Genomic DNA, 19,027 nt, shown 5'->3' with positions numbered 1-19,027 from the left:
ACGGGCCAGATCACAAAACAGGCGCCATTATATCGAGGCGGCGAATGGGCTTCGGTTGGAGCCGCACGCGGCGTGCCAGAGAACGGAGAGCTTGTCCGACAGAAGAGAAAAGAGAGAGGGGGTACAGCCAGCCGCCATCGCCGTGCGGGTGGAGGCGGCCCGAAAGCATCCATTTCGCAACGGATGCTTTCGGGCGGCTAACCGTTCAATCAGTCACCTTCTTCGACCGAAGCACGCGCTTGCGGCGGCGCGGCAACCCGCGAGAACCACAGGCCCGCACCGCGCTTTCACCTGGCTTACTTCCGCCGCTGCGCCTGCGCGGCGAGCCGCACCGCCGCATTGGCCGCGCCATAGCCGTCATAACCGCCGCGCCGCTCGACGATTTCGAGGAAAAAGCGCTGGTCGAGCTGTTCCGTGTATGCATGGAAAAACTCGCCGCCGCGCTCGTCGCGGTCGTAGAGGATATTGTTCGCGCGCATCGCTTCGAGCAGCGTGTCGGACAGCGCGTAGCGGGCTTCGAGATCGTCGTAGTAGTTGCGCGGGATGCGCAGCACCGGCACGCCGTTGGCGACGAACTCGGGAATCGCGCTGAAGATGTCGCCGGTGCTGAACGCGACGTGGTTCAGACCGGAGCCGTGGTACGTGTGCAGCGCCTCGGCCACCGCCGTATGACGGTCCACCGACGCATTGAGTGCGATCCGCACCGAGCCGTCGCGGCTGCGCAGCGCGCGGCTGCGCACGAGTCCGTACGGATCGGGCACGAGCACGCCGGGCTCGGCCTGAAAGCCGAACGCGGTGCGCAGGAACAACACCCACGTATCGAGCGAGTTGGCCGGCACCGACAGGCACACGTGATCGATGCGCGTGAGCGGACCCACCTCGGTCGGGCCGTTGATGTCGGTCAGGATGAAGTCGGCTTCGAACAGCGTGGGTTGATCCGGCGTTTCGTCGACGAAATAGTTGAGGCTGCTGTCCGGCCCCTGCACCGCGGGCAACACGCGCTCGTTCGGGCCGATCTGGCCGGAGAACGGCGCGTAGCCGAAGCCGGCCGCGCGCTCGAACGCCTGTTTCGCGTTGTCGACGCGAAACGCCGACGCGCACAGCGACAGACCGTGCTGCTGGAAGAACGCGTTGGCGAACGAGTCGGGCTCGGCGTTCAGCACGATCGACGCCGCGCCGTGCTGGTACAGCGTCACGTCTTTCGAGCGATGCTGGCCGGCCTGACGGAAGCGCAGCTTGCCGAGCCAGTCGGCGAGCTGCGTGCGCGTGGTGTGGTCGACCGCGAATTCGAGGAACTGATAGCCGACGTGCGCGGGGGCGGCCGGCGACTGGTACAGATCGCCGGTCTTGCCCGACGCCTGCTGTTCTTCCAGCAGCGCGCGGGTCTGCTCTTCGAGGAACAGCAGCGAGCGGTGGCCGTCGGCGGCCGTGATCGTGGTGGGGGCGGCGCGGAAACCGTCGTTGAAAATCTCGAGCGACAGCGGGCCCTGGTAGCCGGACTTGACGACCTGCGCGGTGAAGTTCGCGACATCGAGGTCGCCCTGGCCGGGGAAGCAGCGGTAGTGGCGGCTCCATTCGATCACGTCCATCGCGAGCTTCGGCGCGTCGGCGATCTGCACGAACGCGATGCGCTCGCCCGGAATGTCGGCGATCGCATCGACCGTGTCGTTCAGCGACAGCGTATGGAAGCTGTCGAGCACGAGCCCGAGGTTCGGATGATTGACCGCGTCGACGAGCTTCCACGCGTGACGGTACGTGCTCACGTGCTTGCCCCACGCGAGCGCCTCGTAGCCGGCGATCACCCCGGCCTCCTCGGCCGCGCGGGCGAGCGCGCCGAGCTGGTCGATCATCAGCGCGTCGTCGCAGATCGTTTCCGGCGACACGTTGCTGCATACGAGAATGCGGTCCGTGCCGAGTTCGTGCATGACCTCGAACTTGCGTTTCGCGCGTTCGAGATTGCGCGCGAGCCTCTCGGGGCTGACGCCGTCGAAGTCGCGAAACGGCTGGAACAGCATGATCTTCAGGCCGAGGTCCGCGGCGATGCGGCGCACGTCGGCGGGCGAGCCGTCGAAATACAGCAGGTCATTCTCGAAGATTTCCACGCCTTCGAAACCGGCCGCGCGGATCGCGCTCAGCTTCTCGACGAGGGTGCCGCTAATCGACACGGTGGCAATCGAACGTTGCATGAACGGCTCCGGCAAAAACGGACAAACGATGGGGAAGGATGAGCGGCGAAACAGTACGGGACGCGTCTTCCGGCCGCTATGTTGCGGCGCGCAAAACGAGTCGGTTCATTATGCACGCCGGCAGGACACAGGCAAGAATACGCCACACTAACCGCGAGTTTCGACAGTCTATCCGAACTAACTAGATGGTACAAATTCGTAGAAACCCCGAATGACGGCGACGGCCGATGCGCGCACACTTCGCTACGCGTCGAAAAGGCGCTTCGGGCGCCGCCATCATTCGTCGGTGCCGGCGATGGCGGACGCGCTCATCGCCGGTTGCGGCACTCAGGGCTATGTGCTCGCTCCCGAGCGGATGGCGACGATTCTTAAGGATAGGGCGACAACATGAACACTCAAGAGAACACTCGTACGGCCGCGCAGATCGCTGCGATGGCGAACTCGCAGGCGAGCTTGCGCGCAACCGGCCACTCGTACCTGGTCGGCCTGATCGGCGCGGGCATCAGCGGTTCGCTCACGCCCGCGATGCACGAGGAAGAGGGCAGCAAGCTCGGCCTGCACTATGTGTATCGCCGTATCGATCTCGAAGCGCTGAAGCTCGACGCCGCCGCGCTGCCTGAATTGCTGACGGCCGCCGAACGCATGGGTTACAACGGCCTGAACATTACGTATCCGTGCAAGCAGGCTGTCATCCCGCTGCTCGACGAACTCTCCGACGACGCGCGCGCGCTCGGCGCGGTCAACACCGTGCTGTTCAAGGACGGCAAGCGCATCGGCCACAACACCGACTGGTCCGGTTTCGCGCGCGCGTTCCAGCGCGGCCTGCCGGACGTGTCGCTCGAACGCGTCGTGCAACTCGGCGCGGGCGGGGCGGGCGCGGCGGTCGCGCATGCGGCGCTCAACATGGGCACGCAAGCGCTGACGCTGTTCGACGTCGACGCAAGCCGCGCGCAGTCGCTCGCCGACGAATTGCAGAAGCGCTTCCCCGCGGCGAAGGTCAGCGCGGGCGCCTCGCTCGCGGAGTCTCTGGCTGCCGCGCAAGGGCTGATTCACGCCACGCCGACCGGCATGGCCAAGATGCCGGGCCTGCCGCTGCCGGCCGAATTGCTGCACCGCGACCTGTGGGTCGCCGACATCGTCTATTTCCCGATTCGCACCGCGCTTCTGCAGGCGGCCGAAGCGCTCGGCTGCCGCACGCTGAGCGGCGGCGGCATGGCGGTCTACCAGGCCGTCGACGCGATGCGCATTTTCACGGGGCTCGAGCCCGACGCCGAGCGCGTCTACACGCACTTCCAGTCGTTGCTCGGGCGTCCCTGAGCGTTCCTGAGTCCGCCCGCCGAGGGCCGCCGACCGGCAGCGTATGACCGGGCACACTCTGCTTGAGGAGAGCAGCACGATATGTCGCAACCGATTCAATCCAGTTCAACCAGTACGCCGCTTCAGAACGGCGTGACGGGCACCGCGCGCCGCTCGAAGGCCCGCTACAAGATCCTCGCGCTGCTCGCCGTCGGCACGATGATCAATTATCTCGACCGCACGGTGCTCGGCATCGCGGCGCCGCAGCTGACGAAGGAACTCGGCATCAACGCCGCGCTGATGGGGCTGCTGTTTTCCGTGTTCTCGTGGAGCTACGTGGCCGCGCAGATTCCGGGCGGTCTGTTTCTCGACCGCTTCGGCAGCAAGATCACTTACTTTCTGTCGATGACGTTCTGGTCGCTCTGCACGCTCGCGCAGGGCCTCGTGCATGGCATCGGCGCGCTGTTCGCGTTCCGTCTCGGCCTTGGCGTGTCGGAATCGCCGTGCTTTCCGACCAATAGCCGAGTGGTCGCCACATGGTTCCCGCAGAGCGAACGCGCGATGGCGACCGGCACCTACACGGTCGGCGAATATATCGGCCTCGCGTTTTTCAGCCCGTTCCTGTTCATGCTGATGGGCGCGTTCGGCTGGCGCTCGCTCTTCCTCGTGGTCGGCGGCGTCGGTATCGTGTTCGGCGTGGTGTGGTGGCTGCTGTACCGCGAGCCGCACGATCATCCGTCGGTGAATCAGGCCGAGCTGGACTATATCGAGGCGGGCGGCGGCCTGACGAAACTCGATGGCGATGCCGGGGCGGCCGCGCCGAAGCGTAGTTTCGAATGGCGCACGATCGGGCAGTTGCTCAAGCATCGGCAATTGACCGGCATCTGTCTCGGCCAGTTCGCCGGCAATTCGACGCTCGTGTTCTTCCTTACCTGGTTCCCGACCTACCTCGCTACCGAGCGTCATATGGCGTGGCTGAAGATCGGCTTCTTCGCGATCATGCCGTTTATCGCGGCGTCGATCGGCGTGATGTTCGGCGGCGTGTTCTCCGACTGGCTGCTGCGCCGCGGCAAGTCGCCGAACGTCGCGCGCAAGCTGCCGATCATCGCCGGCCTGCTGCTCGCCTCGACGATCATTCTCGCGAACTATGTCGAGAGCAACGTCGTGGTGATCGCAATTCTGTCGGTGGCGTTTTTCGCGCAGGGAATGGCGGCGCTCGGCTGGACGCTCGTCTCGGACATCGCGCCCGAAGGGCTGCTTGGCGTGACCGGCGGCATCTTCAATTTTGCCGCTAACCTTGCGGGTATCGTGACGCCGCTCGTGGTCGGGCTCATCGTTGCCGCGACCGGTTCGTTCGTCGGCGCGCTTGTGTTTATCGGCGTGATCGCGCTGGTGGGAGCGCTGTCGTATATCTTCGTGGTCGGCGATATCAGGCGGATCGTGCTGGCGGATTAAGCACCCACCAGGGTCGAGCCGCCGTGAGAGATAACGGCGGTGGCTTGACCTTACCCCCTTGCCACCTTCGAATCCCCGGTTGTCGCCGCATTGCGGCGGTAACCGGGGATTTGGCGTTTCTGCTCAATCTTCCTTGCGCACGAACCTCAAGATCGCATCGACGATCATTGCCCGATGCCTTGCCCGCAATCTCGGATGCGACGGGTCCCGGCCAAAGGCGGTTCCGAACGTATGCCGGTTTCCCACGCGATGAAAGCATAACGAGCTGATCATCAGATGCAGATCGATCGGATCGATGTCGCTGCGGAACTGCCTGGCCGCGATGCCGCGCGCCAGCAGGTCTTCGATCGTGTGAATCACGGTAACGTTGCGGCCTTTGAACGTCTTGACCTGCTCGACGTACTTCGCGCCGTGAATGTTCTCGATCGTGACGAGGCGCACGAAGTCGCGCTGGCGGTCGTGGTAGTCGAACGTGAATTCGACCAGCGCGCGCATGCCCTCGACCGGATCGAGTTCGCTGATGTGCAGGTCCTGTTCGAGCGCGCGAATGTCTCCATACACCTTCTCCAGCACCGCCTGGTACAACCCTTCCTTGCTGCCGAAGTAGTAGTACAGCATGCGCTTGGTGGTGTTCGTGCGTTCCGCGATCGCATCGACGCGCGCGCCCGTCAGTCCCATCGCGGAGAACTCCTGGGTCGCGACGTCGAGGATGTTGCGCTTCGTCTGCTCGGGGTCGTACTTGCGCCGGGCGTCGGCGCGCGGCGAGCTGGACGTGATGCCGTTGGTATCAGGCTCGATGGCCTTGTTTCCCTTTTTCATTGTGGATTCGAGCGGCAGTGACGAGGCATTTTAGCATGGCGAAACCCGCCTCTGGCGCGGGTTTCGGCGTGCCGCCGCGCGGCGCGTTGCCGATCATGGATGGAATCTGGATTGCATCGGATACCGTACGATAGAACGCGCGAATGCAGACGAAAGTACCGGCGAAAAATGAAAAAACCACCTGAAAAGGCGGTTTTTTCCGATCTGAAAGACTTTCAATATCTCACGGCGATTCCCGTTTTGTCATCTGCCGCCGGCGGGTGTTGTAGCCGCGACACTGTTGGCTCAATCCGGGCCAGGAGCGATTTCCGGTTCCGCGCTACACTGATTCGAATGACGCGAGCCAGGTTCGGCAGCCTGGTCATCGCTCGGGGAGAACTGCCATGAATCGGCCACCGCTTCGGTTTCCGCTTCGCGCGACCGGCACCGTGCCGGTGCGGACCTGGCTCAAATGGGGGCTGGCCGTGGCGTTCCTCGTCGCGGTCGCGCTGCTTGCCCGGCTTGTGCAGATCGAAATAGAAACCTCGCGCCTGCAGGCACGCTACCTTTCCGAATTGACTCGCGACGTCGGCTTTTCCGTCGCCGCCGGCCCTAGCCCATCGATCCGTTTTCCGCAGGCCGATAAAGGCCCCTACGACACGCGCCTCGGCTACGCGCTGCTGCCTTCCATCGAGCAGCGGCTGCAGCAACGCGGCTTCGAAATCAGCTCGCAGGCGCGCGATTCCGAGCGGATGGTGTCGCTTGCCGATCACGGCCTTTTCCTGCCCTACGAAGAAAAAGACACCGCCGGTCTGCAACTGTTCGACGGCATCGGCGCGCCGCTTTTCAGCGCGCGTTTTCCGGGCCGCACCTACGAGAACTTCGAGGCGATTCCGCCGCTCGTCGTGAATTCGCTGCTGTTTATCGAAGACCGCTATCTGCTCGATCCGAATCAGCCGAACCGCAATCCGGCGATCGACTGGGGGCGCTTCAGCCGCGCGCTCGCCGACCAGGGCGTGCGCGTTTTCAATCGCCATCAGCAGACGCCGGGCGGCAGCACGCTCGCCACGCAGATCGAGAAATTCCGTCACTCGGCCGGCGGCCGCACCGCGACGCCGCCCGAAAAGCTGCGGCAGATCGCGTCCGCGTCGGTGCGCGCCTATCTGAACGGTCCGCAGACGCTGCCCGCGCGTCAGCAGATCGTGGTGCATTATCTGAACTCGGTGCCGCTCTCGGCGCAGCCGGGCATCGGCGAAATCAATGGTATTGGCGACGGACTCGCCGCATGGTACGGGCGCGATTTCCGCGAGACCAATCGTGTGCTGAAAGCGCCGTCGACACAGGCGAATCTCGGCGAGCAGGGCGCCGCGTTTCGCGAGGTGCTCTCGCTGATGATCGCGCAACGCGCGCCGTCGTTTTTCCTGCAACGCGGCTACCCCGATCTCGAACGGCTGACCGACAGCTATCTGCGTCTGCTCGCGAGCGGCGGCGTGATATCGGCCCCGTTGCGCGATGCCGCGCTCGCCGCGCACGTCGACCTGCATCGCGCGACGAAGGTCGCCGCGAACGACGATTCGTTCGTTTCGCGCAAGGCCGTGACGTCGATGCGTTCGCATCTGCTCGCGGCACTCGGCGTGCGCAGCTTCTACGAACTCGACCGCCTCGACGTCGAGGCGCGCGGCACGCTCAACAACGCCGTGCAGCAGGCCGTCAGCGAACGGCTCGCGGCCGCCGCGACGCGCGACGGCGCGAAGGCCGCGGGCCTCGTCGGCTTCGAAATGCTGCGCGGCTCCGACGATCCTTCGCATATCGCCTACAGCTTCACGCTGTTCGAACGCAAGGGCGGCGCGAACCTCGTGCGCGTGCAGACCGACAGCGTGAACCAGCCGTTCGACATCAACTCGGGCGCGCGTCTGAATCTCGGTTCGACCGCGAAACTGCGCACCGTCGTCACGTATTTGCAGATCGTCACCGAACTGCACACACGCTATGCATCGCTAAGCAATGCGGAGTTGAAGGCCGTCAAGCCCGATCCTAACGATCAATTGACGCGCTGGGCAATCGACTATCTGCTGCATACCAGCGACCATTCGCTGCAACCGATGCTCGATGCGGCCGTCGAGCGCAAATACTCGGCGAGCCCCGGCGAAACGTTCTACACGGGCGGCGGCGCGCAAACCTTCACGAACTTCGAGTCCGACGACAATAGCCGCATCCTGACCGTGCATCGTGCGTTCCAGCATTCGGTGAATCTCGTGTTCGTACGGCTGATGCGCGACATCGTCCACTACGAGATGGTGCAGACAACCGGGCCGTCGGCGCAATGGCTCGACGATCCCGCGACCCGCAAGATGTACCTCACGCGTTTCGCCGATCAGGAAAGCCGCGTGTACATGAAGCGCTTCTACACGAAGTATCACGACAAGGCACCCGATCAGGCGCTCACGTTGCTGCTGCTCGGCGTGCGCAAATCGCCGCCGAAAGTGGCGACCGTATTGCGCAGCGTCGCGCCGAACGAATCGAACGCGTGGTTCGACCGGATGATGCGCGCGGCGCTGAAGAATACGCCGGCCGCTTCGGTACTCGACGACGAAGACCTCGCGAATCTATACGACAAATACGGTATCGACCGCTTCAATCTGAACGACCGCGGCTATATCTCGGGCGTGCATCCGCTCGAACTGTGGACGCTCAACTATCTGCGCTCGCATCCCGACGCGACGCTCGCGCAGGTCGATAGCGCGAGTCGGGACGTGAGGCTGTCCACCTATTCCTGGCTCTTCAAGACGCGCTATCACGCGACGCAGGATCGCCGCATCAAGCGCATGGTCGAACTGCGCGCGTATGACGCGATCGGCAAGTCGTGGCAGGCGCTCGGTTATCCGTTCGCGTCGATCACGCCTTCGTATGCGGCCGCGATCGGCGCATCGGGCGACCGGCCCGCAGCGCTCGCGCAATTGATCGGCGTGATCGCGAACGACGGCAATAAGGTGCCGACCGAAACGCTTACGCAGATCGACTTCGCCAAAGACACGCCGTACGAGACGCATTTCAAACGTGCATCGGTCGCGCCGCAACAAGAGGTGTCGCCGGAAATTGCGGGCGTGGTGCGGATGCTGCTGCGCGACGTCGTGACGGGCGGCACCGCGAGGCGTCTTGCGCAAGGCATGACGTTCCCCGATGGCGAAACGCTCGACGTCTACGGCAAGACCGGCACGGGCGATCAGCGCCTGAATGTGTATGCGAAGGGTGCGCGGCTCATCGAGTCGCGCAAGGTGAATCGCAGCGCGACCTTCGTGTTCGCGCTCGGCGACCGTTTCTATGGTTCGCTGACCGCGTGGGCGCACGAGCCGTATGCGGCGCGCTACGACTTTACGAGCGCCCTGGCCGTGCAATTGCTGAAGTCGATGGCGCCGGCGTTGCAGCCCCTGCTCGATAGTCCCGATGAGAAGACCGTCGCGGAGCAGGGGACGCAATGACGTGCGCAGAGTCGGCTTACCGCCTCGGCGCGAGCGTCTGCCGTTTCGTTTCGAGTTGCGTGACGACGCGTTGCAGCGTGCGCTCCGCGGGCCCGAGCGCGCACGCGAATTTGCAGCCGATCACATAACGCCGGTCGCCCTTCGGCGTCGTCAATGCGCGCGGCGCGACGATTTGCAGATCCAGTTGCAACGTACCGAAACTGCCGAGCTGCAAGGTCACGTCGTGCAGCACGGTGCCGGCTTCGAGCGAACCGAAGCGCTCGTCGGCAGTCTTCAACGCGATGCCGCCGAGCGACAGGTCCTGCAATTCGAGGCGGAACGAACCGCCGTTCGCGTACGGGCCGATCGCGAGATACGGATCGAGCAACGGCGTTTGTACGCGGAAGAACTCGCGGCGCTGCACGTAGTAGAGCAGCGGCGGGAACGGCGCTTCGAACGCGGCGCGTCCTTCGAATCTGGTGGGCGTGGCGCCGCCCGTCGTGAATTCGGTGCGGATGCCGCCGGGCAGACTGCGAAACGTCAACTGAGGCGCGGCGGGCAACGCGCGATTGTCGTCCGCGACGCTGCCCATGTCGAACACGAAGCGCGCATTGCGCGAATCGACGTCGAGCACCTGCGTGACAATCTGCCTGCCGTCGAACTCCACTGTCACGAAGTCCTGCCCGTTCAGCAGATTGCGCAGGCAGACGGCGATTTGCAGCGGATGGCGCTGCGCGAAGTTTTCGTCGGCGTTGTGGGGCGATGCCGTGAGGTCGGCTTGAGTCGGTTGCACTGGCGGCTGCGTTGGCGGTTGAGCGAGCAGTTGAGCGGCGGTCATTCGAATATCCCTGCATGTTGCGGCCCTGGCCTGGCCGGTTGGGAGCGCGGGCGGCATGGCGAAGATGCTGGCGCTCGGCTTTGTCCCGGAGTGATTGCAGGGATCGTGCCAACTGCATGTCAGGCGCTTGCGATGCGGCGCGCTCGCCGCTATGCCGCGTGCGGCGGGCGTTTGCGCGTGGTCCCGGTGAGCCGGCTGCTCGATGAAACGCGTGCTTGAAACGTTCGCTACGTAACGCGCATGCGGTTGTTACGGCCACATTCGCGCTGTATTGGTGACCGCTTTGGCAGTGGCCTCGGTGACACCCCCGCGATCACACCGATGGCCGCATCACCGCTCGCGCGGCGCCGCGGTCGAGGCGCGCACGACCAGCTTCGGTGCCGACGAAACCCGCATCGGCGCAGGCCCCGGCGCTTTATTCGCAGCGCGTCCCGCCGGCCCATACGACGACTCGATCAGCTCGCGCAACAGCTCGACCGCCAGCCCGGCGACCTCGACCGTCGGCACGGCCACCGTGGTCAGCGCGGGACGCGATTCGCGCGCGAGCTGGATGTCGGTGATGCCGACCACCGACAGATCGTGCGGCACCCGCAGGCAGAGATCGGCGGCCGCGTGCATCGCGCCGAGCGCGGGCAGGTCGTTGGTCGCGAAGATCGCGGTGAGTTGGGGATCGGCTTCGAGCAGCGCACGCGCCGCGAGGTAGCCGCCGTGGATCGTATCGGCCGCGTGCCTGACGCGGTTCTTCGCGACGCCGCCCGCGCGCAGCGCGTCGACGAAACCTTCGTAGCGTGCCGCGTGAATACCCTGGGCCTTGCTGCCGACGATCGCGCCGAAGCGCCGATGTCCGAGCGCGAGCAGATGCGTGCCGGCCAGTTCTCCCGCGAGCCGGAAGTCGACCGCGACGCACGGCAACCCTGGCGGCTCGTTGGGCCGCTCCCACATGCACAGCACGACCGGCGTGCCGCGCGCCTCGGTCGCATGCAGGTCCACGAAATCGAGGTTCGCATTGGTCACGAGCACGCCCTCGGAGAGTGTGCCGGCAATCTGGTCGAGATACGCGCGGCCGGTCAGCGGATTTTCATTCGTATTGCAGATGATGACGAAGTGGCCGCTCGTGCGTGCCGCGCGTTCGACCGCGAGCGCGAACTCCGGATAGAACGGATTGGCGATGCTCGACACCATCAGCGCGAGCGTCGGCGCGCGGCCTTCGGCGAGCGCGCGCGCGGCGAGGTGCGGGCGGTAGCCGAGCGCCTTGACCGCGTCGAGCACGCGCTGGCGGGTCGTTTCGCCGACGCGGCCGCGCTTGCGCAGCACGTTGGAGACGGTGGCCGGCGTGACACCGGCATGACGCGCGACTTCGCTGAGTGTAGTCATGGTGCTTTCAATATCTGGGACGTCTGCCCGGCATTTGCGTCGCGGCGCAAGGCGCGGCAACATCTGTCGTCGAACAGGCAGACAAACGATATCGGAGACAGCCCCAACGATCGCAGGCGATCGATTTTTTCGGTCCTGCTGATTAAGCGCTTAATCTCCGACTTCGCGCCGATTAAATCACGGAGTCGATGCAATGGCGAGCATTTCCTTACGAGGCGTGCAGAAGGCGTATGGCGACGGCGCGCCGGTGATCCGCAACGTCGATCTGGAGATCGGGGAGAACGAGTTCTGCGTGTTCCTCGGGCCGTCGGGTTGCGGCAAGTCCACGCTGCTGCGCATGATCGCCGGGCTTGAGGACGTGACGGACGGCGACCTCGCGATCGGCGGGAAGATCGTCAACGACGTGCCCGCCGCGCAGCGCGGCGTCGCGATGGTGTTCCAGAGCTACGCGCTGTTTCCGCACATGACCGTGTTCGAGAACATGGCCTTCGGCCTGAAGCTCGCCAAAACGCCGAAGGACGAAATCGAGCGCAAGGTACGCGAAGCCGCGCGCATTCTGCAACTCGAAGCGCTGCTCGAACGGCGGCCCAAGGCACTCTCGGGCGGACAGAGGCAACGCGTTGCGATCGGCCGCGCGATCGTGCGCGAGCCCGGCGTGTTTCTGTTCGACGAGCCGCTCTCGAATCTCGATGCAACGCTGCGCGGGCAAACGCGCGTCGAGATCGCGCGCCTGCACAGGCAGTTCGCGAAGGCGAGCGTGGTCTATGTCACGCACGATCAGATCGAAGCGATGACGCTTGCCGACAAGATCGTGCTGCTGCATGCGGGCAAGGACACCGAGCGCTACGGCAGCATCGCGCAGATCGGCGCGCCGCTCGAATTGTATCGGCATCCGAAGAGTCGTTTCGTGGCCGGCTTTATCGGCTCGCCGCGCATGAATTTTCTGCCAGGCAAAGTCGCGTCGATCGACGCGCAAGGCGTGCTTGTCACGCTCGATCACAGCGCCGAAAACATCCACGCGCCGGTGAGCGGCACGGGTCTGCAAATCGCGCAGCCGGTCACGCTCGGCGTGCGGCCCGAACATCTCGAGTTCGTCGATGCATTCGCCGACGTATCAGCATCGGTATCGGTATCGGTATCAGCATCGGCAACGACTCCGGCCGATGGCGTGCTCACGCGCAGCGTCGCGCTCGTCGAACAGCTCGGCGAACACAGCTACGTCCACCTCGATCAACCCGGCGGCGCCGTGCTGATTGCCAAGGCGCCGGGCGAAACGCGTCTCGCGCCAGGCGATCGCGCGAGCCTGCGCGTGCCGCGCGCGGCCTGCCATCTGTTTACCGAAGACGGCTTCGCGGCAGCGTCGCTCGAATCCGTCGAACACTACGCTTGAATAACATGGGGGACCTGGGATGCGCCTTGGAGTCTGTTACTACCCGGAACACTGGCCCGAATCGATGTGGGACGACGACGCGCGGCGGATGAAAGCACTCGGCATCGAGCAGGTGCGGATTGCCGAATTTGCGTGGAGCCGCATGGAGCCGACGCCGGGCGAATACGACTGGGGCTGGCTCGATCGCGCGATCGACGTGCTTGGCGCGGCGGGTCTTAAGGTCGTCATGTGCACGCCGACCGCGACGCCGCCGAAATGGCTGATCGATCGTCATCCCGACATCCTGCCGGTCGGCGCCGATGGACGTCCGCGCGCGTTCGGTTCACGGCGCCATTACGACTTCTCGTCGCCCGCGTATTTCGAAGCATCGCAGCGCATCTGCACGGCGGTGGCTGAGCGTTACGGCAAACATCCGGCGGTCGCGTACTGGCAGACCGATAACGAATTCGGCTGCCACCAGACGGTGGTCAGCTATTCGCCGGCGGCCGTCGCGCGCTTTCGCGAGTGGCTCAAGGCGCGTTATCGCACGATCAAGGCGTTGAACGATGCATGGGGCACCGTGTTCTGGAGCATGGAGTACTGCAGCTTCGACGAAATCGACGCGCCTGTCGCGACCGTGACCGAAGCGCATCCCTCGCATCGCCTTGATTACCGGCGTTTCGCCTCCGATGAAGTGGCGCGCTACAACCGCATGCAGGTCGAGATTATCCGCGCGCATTCGCCGGGGCGGCCCGTCGCGCACAACTTCATGCAACTCTTTACCGAGTTCGATCACTACAAGGTCGCGGCCGATCTCGACGTTGCGACGTGGGACAGCTATCCGCTCGGCGCGCTCGAAGAGCAGTGGTTCGCACCGGACATCAAGGCGCGCTGGCTGCGCAGCGGTCATCCGGATTTCGCGTCGTTCAATCACGACGTGTATCGCGGCATGTCGAAGCTGCCGTTCTGGGTCATGGAGCAGCAGCCGGGGCCGGTGAACTGGGCGCACTGGAATCCCGCGCCATTGCCGGGCATGGTGCGGCTGTGGAGTTGGGAAGCGTTCGCGCACGGCGCGGGCTGCGTGTCGTATTTCCGCTGGCGTCAGGCGCCGTTCGCGCAGGAGCAGATGCATGCGGGTCTCAATACGCCCGATAACCGGCTCGACATCGGCGGTAGCGAAGCATCGCAAGTCGCTGGCGAGATTCGCACGGTGCTTGCCGAGCATGCCGACGCGAATGCGGCGGTCCGCTCGAAAGTCGCGCTCGTCTACGACTACGAAGCGAAGTGGCTGTTCGAGATTCATCCGCAGGGCGCGGACTTTCACTATCCGCGTTTCGCATTCGAGTACTACTCGGCATTGCGCGCACTCGGGCTCGACGTCGATGTCGTGCCGGCCGATGCTTCTTTCGACGGCTATAGCCTGATTGTCGTGCCGCCGCTGCCGGTCGTGTCCGGCGATTTTGCCGAACGGCTCGCACGCTCGGGGGCTCAGGTGATACTCGGTCCGCGTACCGGTTCGAAAACGCCTGATTTACAGATCCCCGCCAATTTGCCGCCCGGCGTGTTGACCGGGGTATTGCCGCTGCGCGTATGGCGTGTCGAATCGATGCGGCCGAACGTGACGGAAGCGGTACTGCTCGAAGAGCCGGGCGCAAACGCGGAGGCCGCTGGCTTCGCGCGCCACTGGCGCGATTTCGTCGATAGCGATGCCACGCTTGCGCTCGATGTGCGCGCGCGTTTTGCGGACGGTCATCCCGCGTACGTGCGAAACGGCGCATGCCACTATTTCGCGAGCCTGTTCGACGACGCGCTCACGCAGCGTCTGTTCGCGCGGATCGCCCAGGAAGCCGGCATCGAAACGATGCCACTCGGCGATGCCGTACGCGTGAGCCGGCGCGGTGCGCTGACCTATGTATTCAACTATGGCGCCGAAGTGCATACGCTCGATAACGTTGCCGATCACGCTTTCGTGATCGGCTCGCGCGCGGTGGCTCCGCAGGGCGTGGCGATTTACCATTCGTGACAGGAATCCGGTAAGGCTGCGGCAGTGCCATGCAGCAGTGCGATGCAGTAGTGCTATATCCCAGCTCCACACAGCAACGACACCGACGTAAAACCACGAAATACAGGAGACAGGCAGCATGAAACTGAAACCACGCAAGATTCTATTGACGCTCGCGCTGGCCGCCGTGGCGGCAGGCACGTCCGTCGTCGGCACGGCGCAGGCCAGCACGCTCGCGCTGAACATCGCATACAAGGGCGCGAGCCAGCGCGCGGTCTGGCAGCAGGTGGTCGACGAGTTCAAGAAAGCCCATCCCGGCATCGACGTGAAAGTGTCGTTTATCGACGAAGAAGCGTACAAGGTTCAACTGCCCGGTTGGCTCTCGACTGTCGCGCCCGATGTCGTCAACTGGCACGACGGCGAACGCATGGCGTATTACGCGCAGCGCGGCCTGTTCGAAGACCTGAGCGGCGACTGGCAGAAGAACGGCTGGAACGGGATGTATGCGTCGACGAAAGAAGCTTCCTCGTATAAGGGCAAGCAGTATGCCGCGCCGACCGTGTACTACTCGTGGGGGATGTTCTATCGCAAGGATCTGTTCGAGAAGGCCGGCATCAAGGGCGAGCCGAAAACGTGGGACGAGTTTCTCGACGCCGCGAAGAAGCTGAAGGCAGCGGGCATTACGCCGATTGCGGTAGCGGGCCGCGATGCGTGGACGCTCGCGGGCTGGTTCGATTATCTCGACCTGCGTCTGAACGGCAACGCGTTTCACCAGAAGCTGATGGCCGGTGAGATTCCCTACACCGATCCGCGCGTCAAGAAGGTTTATACGACGTGGAAGCAATTGATCGACGACGGCTACTTCATCGACAATTCGCTTTCCTACGATCTCGATGCGGTGCAGCCGTTCCTGTTCCAGGGCAAGGCCGGCATGATGCTGATGGGCACGTTTATCGCCGCGGGTTTTCCGCCGAACGTGAAACCGCAAATGGGCTACTTCCAGTTCCCGATCATCGATTCGAAGGTGCCGACCGCCGAAGACGGTCCGGTCGAATCGTTGCATATTCCGTCGAAAGCGAAGAACAAGGCCGATGCGCACACGTTCCTCGCATTCGTCGAAACGCCCGAGATCGGCGCGCAACTCGCTACAGGTCTCGGCTCCTTGTCGGCGAACAGCAAATCTCCCGAACCCGAAGATCCGATTTCGAAGATCGGCTTCCAGATTCTGTCGAATACGAAGGGCGGTATTGCGCAGTTCTATGATCGCGATATGACGAAGGAAATGGCCGACGAAGGGATGAAGGGGATGCAGCAGTTCATCTCCGATCCGACCAAGCTCGACGACATCCTCGCGCAACTCGAGCAGACCCGTCAGCGTATCTACAAGAAGTAAGCGGTGGCGGCCACGAGGCCGCCGTTTGCCGTTGGGGATTGGAACAGATCGGATCGGGAGAGTGATCGTGTCGCATTCCGTGAGCCGTCATAGCGTCGACGGTCCTGTTGAACCTGACGGGCCGGGCTCGCCCGTGCCCGGCGGCATGGTGGGCGGCGGCGCGCGGGTCGCATCGCGCCGCCGTGGTCCGACGCCGACCGCGCGGCGCCAGCGGCGCGCTGCGTTCCTGTTTCTCGCGCCGGCCTGCATCATGGTCGCCGTGTACGTGGTGTGGCCGATCCTCTCGACGATCCGCCTGAGCTTTTTCAACTGGGACGGTATGACCGAACCGTCGTTCATCGGTCTCGCGAACTACGTCGAACTGTTCCATACGCCGACGTTCTACACGGCACTCAGAAACAATCTCATCTGGCTCGTGCTGTTTCTGCTCGCTCCGCCGATGGGGCTCGCCGTTGCGCTGTATCTGAATCAGGCGGTGGCCGGCATTCGCATCGTGAAGTCGCTGTTCTTCGCACCGTTCGTGCTGTCGGGTGTCGTGGTCGGTCTGATCTTTTCGTGGTTCTACGATCCGACCTTCGGCCTGCTCGCGATGATTCTCGGTCATGGCGTGCCGGTACTCGGCGACCCGCGTTACGCGACGTTCGGCATCGTATTCGCGGCGCTGTGGCCACAAACCGCGTATTGCATGATTCTTTATCTGACCGGCCTCACCGCATTGAACGGCGAGCAGATCGAAGCCGCCCGCATGGAAGGCGCGCATGGCTGGTCGATGCTGTGGCACGTAATCCTGCCGCAATTGCGGCCGACCACGTTCATGGCGATCGTCGTGACGATCATCGGCGCGCTGCGCAGCTTCGATCTGATTTCGGTGATGACGGGCGGCGGCCCGTTCGAAAGCTCGACCGTGCTCGCGTACTTCATGTACGACCAGGCTATCAAGTACTACCGCATCGGCTATTCGGCGGCGATTGCGGTCGTGCTGTTCGGCATCATGCTCGTGTACATCGTCTATCATCTGCGGCGGATGCTGCGCGCCGAGCAATAAGGAGCGGCTCATGTTTCCGATGCCTATCGACAAATGGAAGCCGGCCACGCGCCGCGCGTACAAACTGACCTTGCCGGTCGCGCTGCTGATCTGGCTGCTGCCGATGATCGCGGTACTCGTTACGTCCGTGCGTTCGACCGAGGAATTGAGCGAGGGCAACTATTGGGGATGGCCGAAGCACTTCGCGATGTTCGATAACTATCGCGAGGCGTTGACCACCTCGCCGATGCTGCATTACTTCTGGAATAGCGTGCTGATTACGGTGCCGTCCGTTGTCGGTTCGATCGCGCTCGCCGCGATGGCGGGCTTTGCGCTCGCGATCTATCGCTTTCGCGGCAACTCGACGCTGTTCGCGACGTTCGTCGCGGGCAATTTTGTCCCGATTCAGGTGCTGATGATTCCGGTGCGCGATCTGTCGTTGCAACTCGGTCTATTCAATACCGTAAGCGCGCTGATTCTGTTTCACGTCTCGTTTCAGACCGGTTTTTGCGCGCTGTTTCTGCGTAACTTCATCAAGCAGTTGCCGTTCGAACTTGTCGAAGCCGCACGTATTGAAGGCGCGAACGAATGGACGGTGTTCTTCCGCATCGTATTGCCGTTGATTCGTCCCGCGCTTGCTGCATTGGCGATTCTCGTGTTTACGTTCGTGTGGAACGACTATTTCTGGGCATTGTGTCTGACGCAGGGCGATGATGCCGCACCGATCACGGTCGGCGTCGCCGCGCTGAAAGGGCAGTGGACGACCGCATGGAATCTCGTTTCGGCGGGTTCGATTCTGGCTGCGCTGCCCTCGGTTGCGATGTTCTTCGCCATGCAGAAGCATTTCGTCGCGGGGCTGACGTTCGGGGCGACGAAAGGATGAACCCGAGGCGTGTTGCGCGTTGAGAGGTTGAGTGGAGAAGGGTTGCCCGCGTAAGCGGGCTTTTTTGTCACTCTTCCTTGGACCGGGTTCTTTCGGTCTGCTTTATCTGGCCTCGCCGACGCGTCGCAGTGCGGCATTCAACGCGGCACGCGCACTGTCGAGCGGCCGCTTGCCGTTGCTCGCCTCGCTCGCGAGATAAGCGGCCGGCGCCATCCACGGATGAGCAAATGCGACGACCGTTGCGCCCGCCGCATACGCGTCAGCGGCAGCCGATGAGATAGCCGCAAAGCAGCCGTTCATATTGCCGCTTTTGAACAGCGTCCAAACCAGCGGGGTATGTACGATTTCCACCGCGATTTCCGTCGACGCGGCGCTTTCGCTCGCATACTGCGTGAAAAGCTTGCGATTGGATTCGAGCGCGGCTTCGGCCGCGCATAACACGGCGATCTTGCCATTTGGCCCGGCCGATTCGGCGGCCCATGCAGCCAGTGCGGCATCTGTTCTGACGACAGGCACTGGCGCATTGCCGATTTCGGCAACCGCGGGCCCCAGCGTCGCGCAAGTCAGAATCACGGCATCGGCATTGGCCGCGAGGTCGAGAAGCGTACGGCACGTTTGCGCTTTTACATCGGCAGAGAATGTGCCGGCCCGCTCGACTGCTTCGCGAAGATCCGCGCGTACGAGATGCTGAAGATCGTCCGGCCGTAAACCGAGTTCCGTGGCTGCCTGTTCGAATACCTGTCTATTACTGTCTATCGTGTGCAGAAAGGAAATGCGCATGGCTTTGAGCTCCGGTGATGTGCCCGAGTCGAATGGCGCGTCGGGTTTATTGCATTCGTACACATTGTTCCGATGCCGCATTTCCTTAGCAAGGCAACATCGCCTACTGGTATGACTGCTACCCCCTTCGTCCGCAAACCGGCGGAAAACGGCCGGCGAGCCTGCAAAATA

13 protein-coding genes and 1 pseudogene are annotated in these 19,027 nt (G+C 63.5%); 9 read left to right on the top strand and 5 right to left on the bottom strand.

Annotation, left to right across the window (positions count from 1 at the left end; translation table 11 throughout):
• Positions 1–296: 296 nt before the first annotated feature.
• Positions 297–2,186 carry a sugar phosphate isomerase/epimerase and 4-hydroxyphenylpyruvate domain-containing protein gene (locus F3J20_RS08710; RefSeq protein WP_167283145.1) on the bottom strand — a complete coding sequence of 630 codons (1,890 nt, stop codon included), beginning with the start codon at positions 2,184–2,186 and terminating at the stop codon, positions 297–299.
• Between the two features lie 271 nt (positions 2,187–2,457).
• Here F3J20_RS08710 and F3J20_RS08705 point away from each other — a divergent pair.
• The 3 genes and pseudogenes from F3J20_RS08705 to F3J20_RS08695 all read left to right on the top strand — a co-directional run.
• A pseudogene (locus tag F3J20_RS08705) lies at positions 2,458–2,577 on the top strand (3-dehydroquinate dehydratase); the annotation flags it as partial.
• Positions 2,574–3,503, top strand: a complete 930-nt coding sequence (locus F3J20_RS08700; RefSeq protein ID WP_167043727.1) for a shikimate dehydrogenase — start codon at positions 2,574–2,576, stop codon at positions 3,501–3,503. The pseudogene F3J20_RS08705 and the gene F3J20_RS08700, both read left to right, overlap by 4 nt.
• Before the next feature lie 81 nt (positions 3,504–3,584).
• Complete coding sequence (locus F3J20_RS08695; protein WP_167283143.1) at positions 3,585–4,937, top strand: MFS transporter; 1,353 nt, start codon at positions 3,585–3,587, stop codon at positions 4,935–4,937.
• Between the two features lie 123 nt (positions 4,938–5,060).
• Here F3J20_RS08695 and F3J20_RS08690 read toward each other — a convergent pair whose 3' ends face one another.
• The gene (locus F3J20_RS08690; protein WP_167283141.1) at positions 5,061–5,756 is read right to left on the bottom strand and encodes a TetR family transcriptional regulator; all 696 of its coding nucleotides are present in this window, start codon (positions 5,754–5,756) and stop codon (positions 5,061–5,063) included.
• 383 nt (positions 5,757–6,139) lie between these two features.
• Between F3J20_RS08690 and F3J20_RS08685 the strand changes: the two genes are divergently transcribed.
• Entirely contained in the window at positions 6,140–9,214 is a 3,075-nt protein-coding gene (locus F3J20_RS08685) for a transglycosylase domain-containing protein (RefSeq protein ID WP_167283139.1), read from the top strand.
• Between the two features lie 16 nt (positions 9,215–9,230).
• On the opposite strand, the gene F3J20_RS08680 is transcribed toward F3J20_RS08685, so the two are convergent.
• Together F3J20_RS08680 and F3J20_RS08675 are read right to left on the bottom strand one after the other, a co-directional pair.
• On the bottom strand, positions 9,231–10,031 hold the full coding sequence (locus tag F3J20_RS08680; protein ID WP_167283137.1) for a flagellar brake protein: 801 nt from the start codon (positions 10,029–10,031) through the stop codon (positions 9,231–9,233).
• A 330-nt stretch (positions 10,032–10,361) separates the two neighbouring features.
• Complete coding sequence (locus tag F3J20_RS08675; RefSeq protein WP_167283135.1) at positions 10,362–11,405, bottom strand: LacI family DNA-binding transcriptional regulator; 1,044 nt, start codon at positions 11,403–11,405, stop codon at positions 10,362–10,364.
• A 193-nt stretch (positions 11,406–11,598) separates the two neighbouring features.
• On the opposite strand from F3J20_RS08675, the gene ugpC reads away from it, so the two are divergent.
• The 5 genes from ugpC (at position 11,599) to F3J20_RS08650 (ending at position 18,076) form a co-directional block, all read left to right on the top strand.
• A complete protein-coding gene (gene ugpC / locus F3J20_RS08670) occupies positions 11,599–12,795 on the top strand; it encodes a sn-glycerol-3-phosphate ABC transporter ATP-binding protein UgpC (RefSeq protein WP_167283133.1) in 1,197 nt (398 codons plus the stop codon).
• A gap of 19 nt (positions 12,796–12,814) precedes the next feature.
• Positions 12,815–14,797 carry a beta-galactosidase gene (locus F3J20_RS08665; protein ID WP_167283132.1) on the top strand — a complete coding sequence of 661 codons (1,983 nt, stop codon included), beginning with the start codon at positions 12,815–12,817 and terminating at the stop codon, positions 14,795–14,797.
• A gap of 118 nt (positions 14,798–14,915) precedes the next feature.
• Entirely contained in the window at positions 14,916–16,169 is a 1,254-nt protein-coding gene (locus tag F3J20_RS08660; RefSeq protein WP_167283130.1) for an extracellular solute-binding protein, read from the top strand.
• Between the two features lie 67 nt (positions 16,170–16,236).
• The gene (locus F3J20_RS08655) at positions 16,237–17,214 is read left to right on the top strand and encodes a sugar ABC transporter permease (RefSeq protein ID WP_205988541.1); all 978 of its coding nucleotides are present in this window, start codon (positions 16,237–16,239) and stop codon (positions 17,212–17,214) included.
• A gap of 10 nt (positions 17,215–17,224) precedes the next feature.
• Positions 17,225–18,076 carry a carbohydrate ABC transporter permease gene (locus tag F3J20_RS08650; protein ID WP_167043747.1) on the top strand — a complete coding sequence of 284 codons (852 nt, stop codon included), beginning with the start codon at positions 17,225–17,227 and terminating at the stop codon, positions 18,074–18,076.
• A 102-nt stretch (positions 18,077–18,178) separates the two neighbouring features.
• Here F3J20_RS08650 and F3J20_RS08645 read toward each other — a convergent pair whose 3' ends face one another.
• A complete protein-coding gene (locus F3J20_RS08645) occupies positions 18,179–18,856 on the bottom strand; it encodes an arylsulfatase (protein ID WP_167043964.1) in 678 nt (225 codons plus the stop codon).
• Positions 18,857–19,027 lie beyond the last annotated feature (171 nt).

It is taken from the genome of Paraburkholderia sp. Cy-641, from assembly GCF_011752945.1.
Lineage (GTDB): Bacteria > Pseudomonadota > Gammaproteobacteria > Burkholderiales > Burkholderiaceae > Paraburkholderia.
The sequence above is the reverse complement of the archived record's forward strand: the minus strand, read 5'-3'. Positions and strand labels throughout refer to the sequence as shown.

Coding starts and splice junctions, on each gene's coding strand:
- F3J20_RS08710 (WP_167283145.1), bottom strand. CDS start 2,186: ATGCAACGTTCGATTGCCACCGTGTCGATTAGCGGCACCCTCGTCGAG.
- F3J20_RS08700 (WP_167043727.1), top strand. CDS start 2,574: ATGAACACTCAAGAGAACACTCGTACGGCCGCGCAGATCGCTGCGATG.
- F3J20_RS08695 (WP_167283143.1), top strand. CDS start 3,585: ATGTCGCAACCGATTCAATCCAGTTCAACCAGTACGCCGCTTCAGAAC.
- F3J20_RS08690 (WP_167283141.1), bottom strand. CDS start 5,756: ATGAAAAAGGGAAACAAGGCCATCGAGCCTGATACCAACGGCATCACG.
- F3J20_RS08685 (WP_167283139.1), top strand. CDS start 6,140: ATGAATCGGCCACCGCTTCGGTTTCCGCTTCGCGCGACCGGCACCGTG.
- F3J20_RS08680 (WP_167283137.1), bottom strand. CDS start 10,031: ATGACCGCCGCTCAACTGCTCGCTCAACCGCCAACGCAGCCGCCAGTG.
- F3J20_RS08675 (WP_167283135.1), bottom strand. CDS start 11,405: ATGACTACACTCAGCGAAGTCGCGCGTCATGCCGGTGTCACGCCGGCC.
- ugpC (WP_167283133.1), top strand. CDS start 11,599: ATGGCGAGCATTTCCTTACGAGGCGTGCAGAAGGCGTATGGCGACGGC.
- F3J20_RS08665 (WP_167283132.1), top strand. CDS start 12,815: ATGCGCCTTGGAGTCTGTTACTACCCGGAACACTGGCCCGAATCGATG.
- F3J20_RS08660 (WP_167283130.1), top strand. CDS start 14,916: ATGAAACTGAAACCACGCAAGATTCTATTGACGCTCGCGCTGGCCGCC.
- F3J20_RS08650 (WP_167043747.1), top strand. CDS start 17,225: ATGTTTCCGATGCCTATCGACAAATGGAAGCCGGCCACGCGCCGCGCG.
- F3J20_RS08645 (WP_167043964.1), bottom strand. CDS start 18,856: ATGCGCATTTCCTTTCTGCACACGATAGACAGTAATAGACAGGTATTC.